This window comes from Caminibacter profundus (genome assembly GCF_054657155.1).
Genome location: NZ_BAAHXC010000002.1, coordinates 1 through 7,037 on the forward strand (window position 1 = coordinate 1; position 7,037 = coordinate 7,037).

General features: G+C 30.1%; 7 protein-coding genes and 1 pseudogene. 2 read left to right on the top strand and 6 right to left on the bottom strand.

Annotated features, from left to right (window positions below):
• The 5 genes from ACYQ1U_RS07860 to ACYQ1U_RS07880 form a co-directional block, all read right to left on the bottom strand.
• Nucleotides 1–502: hypothetical protein (locus ACYQ1U_RS07860; RefSeq protein ID WP_459886459.1), on the bottom strand; the 502-nt coding region annotated here is incomplete at its 3' end.
• Nucleotides 495–872 (bottom strand): hypothetical protein, encoded by a 378-nt coding sequence (locus ACYQ1U_RS07865; protein ID WP_459886462.1) that lies wholly within the window; start codon nucleotides 870–872, stop codon nucleotides 495–497. The genes ACYQ1U_RS07860 and ACYQ1U_RS07865, both read right to left, overlap by 8 nt.
• Before the next feature lie 1,359 nt (nucleotides 873–2,231).
• The gene (locus ACYQ1U_RS07870) at nucleotides 2,232–2,414 is read right to left on the bottom strand and encodes a hypothetical protein (protein WP_459886465.1); all 183 of its coding nucleotides are present in this window, start codon (nucleotides 2,412–2,414) and stop codon (nucleotides 2,232–2,234) included.
• Nucleotides 2,411–3,310 (bottom strand): hypothetical protein, encoded by a 900-nt coding sequence (locus tag ACYQ1U_RS07875; RefSeq protein ID WP_459886467.1) that lies wholly within the window; start codon nucleotides 3,308–3,310, stop codon nucleotides 2,411–2,413. The genes ACYQ1U_RS07870 and ACYQ1U_RS07875 overlap by 4 nt, the downstream gene beginning before the upstream one ends.
• Nucleotides 3,311–3,903: 593 nt before the next feature.
• The gene (locus ACYQ1U_RS07880; protein ID WP_459886470.1) at nucleotides 3,904–4,221 is read right to left on the bottom strand and encodes a hypothetical protein; all 318 of its coding nucleotides are present in this window, start codon (nucleotides 4,219–4,221) and stop codon (nucleotides 3,904–3,906) included.
• Nucleotides 4,222–4,468: 247 nt separating this feature from the next.
• Here ACYQ1U_RS07880 and ACYQ1U_RS07885 point away from each other — a divergent pair, with 247 nt between their 5' ends.
• Together ACYQ1U_RS07885 and ACYQ1U_RS07890 are read left to right on the top strand one after the other, a co-directional pair.
• Nucleotides 4,469–4,597, top strand: coding sequence for a hypothetical protein (locus ACYQ1U_RS07885; RefSeq protein ID WP_459886473.1), 129 nt, complete (start codon nucleotides 4,469–4,471; stop codon nucleotides 4,595–4,597).
• 50 nt (nucleotides 4,598–4,647) lie between these two features.
• Nucleotides 4,648–6,603 (top strand): methyl-accepting chemotaxis protein, encoded by a 1,956-nt coding sequence (locus ACYQ1U_RS07890; RefSeq protein WP_459886476.1) that lies wholly within the window; start codon nucleotides 4,648–4,650, stop codon nucleotides 6,601–6,603.
• 93 nt (nucleotides 6,604–6,696) lie between these two features.
• On the opposite strand, the pseudogene ACYQ1U_RS07895 reads toward ACYQ1U_RS07890, so the two are convergent.
• A pseudogene (locus ACYQ1U_RS07895) lies at nucleotides 6,697–7,037 on the bottom strand (hypothetical protein); the annotation flags it as partial.

Consider the following 7,037-nt stretch of genomic DNA (forward strand, 5'->3'; position numbering starts at 1 on the left):
GTTCTCTTTGCACTTCTGCAATTACTCCACTTTCAAATCGTGTGTTGTATAGTTCTTGGAGTTTCAAATCTACATTTTCGATTGCTCTATTAGTTACTATATCTTGCATATGGATTTGCTCTCTAAATACCTCTCTAAAATCTTTTAAGAAGTCATTTTGGAGATTTGCAGGGATAGTTATTCTAACTTCTTCAAGTCCTTTTAGCATTGAGTTAAATCCGCTTGTGTAATCAAGTGCAGTTTTTGGAGATACATCAGCAAGTCGTTCGTCTAAAAAAGCTCTTATATTTTCTTCTGTCATTAGTGTGTTTAATTTTCCGCTTAATTCATTCTCTTTTACCCAATTAGCAAAATCCCTTAAATACATCTCTCTTTTATCCCATAAAGCACTTGAATGAGTTAAATGGTCTTCTTTTAAGTATCTACTCTCTCCTTGTGCGTCAAGTCTGTATAAAGCGTCTTTTATTTGCTTATCAAGTGTCCCACCTCTTAAATTAGCCATTCTTTTCCAATAGGTGCTTATTTTGTTTTAGAAAATTGTAAATTGTTGCATATCCAACTTTTATTTTGTGTTTTGTAGCAATATAGTTTGCTATTTTTCTACTTCCAAGACCACTATTTGCAAGGTCGATTATTTCTTTTGCATAGGTTATTATTGCTTTGTGTTTTATGCCATTTAGGTTTATTTTTTTCTCTTGTTCCTCTTTTATTTTTATGTCTTGGAGAATTACATTTATTCCCTTAATTAGACTTGGTAATTCATCTCCATTTGTTCGTATCCAATTTTGTAAGCGTTTAGCAAATAATATTGCGTATTTTTTATCAATGCTTAAAAGTTTGCTTAATTTTTCAAGGTGTTTTTCGTTAAACATAATTCTCCTTTTTTTGTTTTTAGTGGTGCAGGGCTTGGATTAAGTTACTTTACTCGATAATGTTGCGTGGCGACCCTGCACCACCCACGACGCCTTGTGCGTCGTGTCATCAGGGCGATTGACTTACTTATTTTCTTGTTTAAGAAAATAGATAAATCAATTGCTCCCGCCCAAGGCTGGGAGTTCCCCCTCTTTACTTTCTCTTTTTTCTTACACCACCTTTTTATTACGCTTTTTTATACTTTTTCTTTTGGAGAGACACAGGCATAGTTTAGACCTGCGTTTTTTATAGAGGACGCTACCTCTTAATGCAACTTTGCTTAATTACTTTTGCTCCACCTACCCGTTATTTAAAATTGCCGTCGCGGGTTACGACGCACTGGCTTTTTTCTGGCTCTCTCCTTTACACCTCCTTTCTTTGATTTTGTTTATTTATAAACTTTTTAAACGCTTGTTTTAAACACAAAATAAACGCATTTTAAACGGATTAAACATCTTAAAGCCTCGCAACTATGGGGATTTTTAAATCCCCGATTGCTCGGCTTGGCGTTTCGCCGTCTCTTTACATTCTCGCTAACGCTCGAATGCCGTCCAGCACCACTTGGTGCTGGACTTAAAGAGACGGCTCCACGCCAGCCGACACTGGCTTGCGAGGTATCACCTCCTACTTGTTACTCAATCATACAGCACCCGCTCGTGCGACTTAAAAGTCGCCTCGCTTGGTACTGGCAAGCTAACGCTTGCATTACGCACTCGCAAGCTCGTGCGTTGCTACGCAAATAGCATATATACTTCTCTTATGTGTGCGTAGCAAACGCCTTGCTTACGATACGCAAATGTGCGTTAGCTTACTAACTTAACAACGATTTATTTCTGGATTTATAGACACCTCCTACTAATGCAGACACACCCAAGCCGTAAGATTTAGGGCATACTTCTCCTATGCCCTCTTTTTGAGGGGATTTTTCTTACGGCTCTTTTGAAGACACCTCCTACTAAACCTGTCACTCTTTGTGCGGTCTTTCCGCACAGGTGGAGGGGGGCGTGACAGGTCGCCCTTGTTCCCTCGACCTCTTACACCTTTCGGTGCATTACTCCATAATGGAGAAAATGTAATTTTATTATAGCAAATTAGTTATTAGCCACGCAAGTTTTTGGAGTAGCGACAGCACGCACAAGGCGTGCTGGGTGCGTGCGGGAAGTTAAGTAACTCTATCGCCCTGTTGGGACTTCCTGCAAGCCCGCACGCACTCTATTTTTCGTGTTTTGGTTTGTGATGTGTTTTAGTAGTTAGCAGTAAATAAAGAGTTATTACTCCTGCAATTATTCCTATGCCGATTATGATTAATTGTCCTGTATTCATTTGGCTCTCCTTTCGGCTATTATACCAAGTATCATTAACGCAATTCCCAAACTTATGTCAATGAGTTCGTATGTTTGGATATTTCCATCACTAACTCCATACACTCCATTAACGAATATACCAAGTCCTATGTTTTTAGTCAGCTCTCCTGCTATTTGGAGAAGCTCTTGTTTTGTCATATTAGTCCCTCTTCTCTTGCTTGGCGGAGGTATTTTTGAGCGGAGTTATAACCTACATCTGATATTTTTATAATATTTTTTATACTAATTGTTTCTCCTTTTGCTTTAAGTTCTTGGATTGCTTTATATACTTTATTTTTAGTCTTTTCAGCTCTCATTTTTGAGTTTCTTAACGCTATTTCTTTTCTCGTCATTTCATACTCCTCATCGGATAGTTTTCTTTTGTAATTCCAATTATTTATCCCACTTCCTATGTTGTATTTTTCCTGTATCCAATTGTAAATACTTTTAGCTTTTGCCCTTACAGTGCTTGGTTCTTTTGTTTTGCCTAATATTTCATTTCCCAGATGTCCTATTTCTTCTAAATATTCTCTTGTTAAAGCTTCTTTACCATTCGTTTTTACAAAATCATAGGCAATAAAACGCATATAGTCAAATAACGCATCGTCGGTTACTTTTTTTTCTCCAAGAGCTTTTGCAATTTTTAAATTTTCAATTTGTTCTTGTTTTTTAGATATATAATTATCCATATTCTCTAAAACTTTACTAAAATCTTTTAGAGAGTATATTTTGTCCATTTGTAATTTAAAATCTACTTTATTGTCTAAAATGGGAGGATGTTTAATTCTTTCTACATAGCCTATATTAGAGAGTTTTAGGAATGTTTTTTCAAAGCGTTTAATAATGTCTTGTAGGAATTTTTTATTATTTGGAGTAACAAAAAATCCCTCTACAAAGTAGCCAATAAAAACGCCATTTTTACCTTTTGGGTAAATAATAACATTTGGGATAGGTAAGTATAATTCCATCCATTCGTCACCTTTTGCACCACCAAGAAAGAAAAAAATAAAATAGAATTCTTTTTTTTTTAGTGCATTATGGTATAATTTTAACACAGGTTAAGCCTTCTATGGACGCTTAGTTTATCTGTTAAACACATTTTAATCCCTTAGTTAGATGTTGTTAGGTTACCGAGTGCCAGTCGGTAACCTTTTTGTTATTCTACTGAAATAAATTTATTTCTGTCAAGGGTATTTACTTCGAATTACTATAAGGGGTATATACTGTTTGGTGATGTTAAAGCGCCCGAAGGGCGCATTCCGATAGTGCTTTTAAAAACTTTTTTAAAAGTTAAAAGTTTGTTTGTATAAAAAATACCTTTATTTGCTTTTACTAATTGGACCTAATGAACGAGATAAAATTTATAGAAAGTTTTTAAAATAATAGACTTTGGTAAGTAAGAGAACTTACTTTTTTTAGTCAATAAGGGATAGTCTAAGTAGCCTAAGGATACCATTCGATTAAAGATAGATTTTGTTAGTTAGTAGAGTTGCGTTAATCTTTCATTTTTAATGGCGCGCGCGATTTGAAAATTTTTTATGCCAAAATTAGCCTCTAATAAGCCCTACAATGCACGAAAATAATTTTTTAATACTTACATAGCCGAGAAGGTAAAAAATGCAATAGAGAGGCTGTTAGAGGCTAATTTTTAAATATTGCTGTTTTTTAAGTATTTTCTTGCTGTGTTATAGCTTACTTTTGCAAGTTTGCTAACTTTGTAAGGTGTTATCTCTTCTCCTTCTAAGCGTAATAGATTTATTGCATTTTGGATTTTCTCTTTTGTCTTTTGAGCTTTTATTTTAGAAGCTCTTTTTGCACTCTCTTGCTTTTTCTTACTTGGAGGTATCTTTGCTCCATACTTTTCAATTATCTCCAATGCCCACTTTAAATCATTTGGCATTTCCTCTTTTTCTTTTAGTGCTTTTTTCTCAATATCAATCACATATCCAAATACTTCAAATCTCATTTTTATCCTTTGGGAATAATTTCTCAAAAATAATGTTTCAAATTGTTTTGTCATTTTATAATATTTCAAAATGACTTGTCAATATGAAATAAACTATTTCAAACTGAAACGATTTGAAATATCAAACTGAAACATTTTGAAATAATTTGGATTTTGTAGAGTGTTGGTATTTAAGAGAAGGTTTATTATGTTAAGTGATTTCAATATCTTCATAGAGAAAAGATAATTCATTACTTTAATATTAAATATGAAAAAGACTTATAAAAAATATAAAAATCTCCTTTTTTTAACCTTTAAAGAAGAATCAATTAGTTTTATTAAAGAAAATTTTAATATTGACGATGTTTTTGAAACTTTAAGAGATAGAATTAGTTGATATATTTATATTGTTTGTTTGTAATTTTTATAAAAAAAAGGGGGGGTATTTTGTTAAATATTAAGAAAATTAACATAAAAACTTTATTATTTGTTATGCCAATTATTGTAATAGCTTCATTTATTATTATTTATGTATTAGTTATGAATAATTTAAATCATTTAAGTGATAAGTTAGAAAAAGTGGGAATATCAAATAATATTTTAGAAGAAATATTGCAAGCAAAAGATTATATAGATAAGTTTATTGCAACAAAAAATGATGAACTAGAAAAGCTTATTTTTAAACATATTGATTATGGTATAAGTGAAGCAAATATTTTATATAATAAATTTAACGATATAAATAATAAAAAACTTGCTAAATCAATTATTGATACATTTAAACAACTTAAAAATAATTTTAACAAATATCAATCTAATATAGATTCAATGGAACAATTACAAAAAAGATTACTTATTTTAAGTAAATCTTCATTTCAAAAAGCATATTATTTAAGAAAATATTTAAAAACTCAACGAGACAATGTTATAAAAAATACCAATAAAACATTAGAAATAATAGATGAGATAGAAAATGCTTCATTAGCTAATAAGGTTATAAAAATATTATATGAAATAAAAATTGCTCAAAAAGATTATCTACTAACTGGCAATGACAAATATATGTTAAAAATTAAAGAATTAATTCAAGAAATAAAAAACGTATTGGGTAATATATTAAATTATCTAAATGATGCTAATAGCAAAGATGTTGTTAATAAATTGATAAAGGAATTAAAGTTATATTATAAAACTTTAATTGAATATAATCTTATTGAAAACAAAACGTCAAAAATATTGAATAATATGGATTTATTAACTTTAAAAGCTGTGAAAATTGCTAGGTCATTAAAAGAAGATCAAAATAAAGAAATAGAAACAATCAAGCATAATATTCACTATATATTAATTGCTAGCTTTGTAATAGTTGGTTTAATTTTATTAATAATTTCTGTATCTATTGGTAGAATAATATTAAATAATTTAAATATCTTGATTAAAGAGTCAAAAAAATTATCTAGTGGAGATGCTGATTTAAGTAAAAGAATATTGTTAAATACAGAAAATGAGTTATCAATTGTTGCAAAAAATATTAATAAATTTATAGAAATAGTCCAAAATATAATTAAAGAAACAAAAAACACTGGAAACAAAGTAATGATAATATCTACTGATGTATTTAATAAATCTAAAATAGTTGCTTCAAGAGCGGAAGAAGAAATAAATATAATAAAAAATACTGATAAATTATTTAACTCAGTTTCAGAAAATTCTGATATTGTTGAAAATGCAATACAAGAGTTTAATCAAGTTTTTAAAGAATCTTTAAAGCATCTTAATAATTCTGTTGAAGAACTTAAACACTTTATTTCAAAGGTAATAAATGTCAATGAGAATGAAAAAGAGATTTTAGATAATGTTCAGTCTTTAAAAACTAAAACAAATGATGTTAAAAATATAATTCAATTTATTTCAGAAATCGCAGAACAAACCAACTTGTTAGCTTTAAATGCAGCAATAGAAGCAGCAAGAGCAGGAGAGCATGGAAAAGGTTTTGCTGTTGTAGCTGATGAAGTAAGAAAACTTGCTGAAAAAACACACGAAAATTTAAACGAAATTGATGCCACGATCAATTTACTAATATCATCCATTGAGGAGATAGGAAATAAAATAGATAGTAATGCTAATGAGATTATTACAATTTCATCTAATGCAAAAAATGTCGAAAATAATATTGAAAATGTGTCACATTCTATTCAACAAACTGATGAACTATTAAATAGGACTATAAAATCATTTGATGAACTAAATAGTAGTATTACTAATATATCAACTACTTTGCAACAATTGGGAGATTTTTCTAATAAAAATAAATCAAATATTAGTGAAGTTCTAAAATTAATGAATAATCTAAATTCAAATATTAAGTCATTAATAAAAGAATTGGAGGTATTTAAAGTATAATATTTATTGATTATTATCACTCACTTTTATATTTTTCTATAAAAGAAATTATCTTATGTTAAGTAATAATCGGGATTAATCCCGTATTTTACCTTATGCCCTTGCCAAATAGTATTGCGTCATACTTTCCCGATGATGATTTATCTCTTCTGATACTTCTCTTAATGCTTGTTTATAATCCATTCCGCTACTTATTTTTTCCATAAAGCTCTCTTTTGCATATTTGTATCTCAAATCGTGTGTATGCTCTATTCCTACGCTTTTTAAGTCGTTTAGATAGGTGTTATAGTGTGGAATGTGTTCTACTTGTTGGATTTTATTTATTAGCTCTTCTCCAATAGCTTTTGGCATATACTCTTGACCGCCTTTTCCAACTACTCCCTCTATTGTTTGAGTTTGCGGATTGTAGTATTTATCAAAATTTTTTACCACCT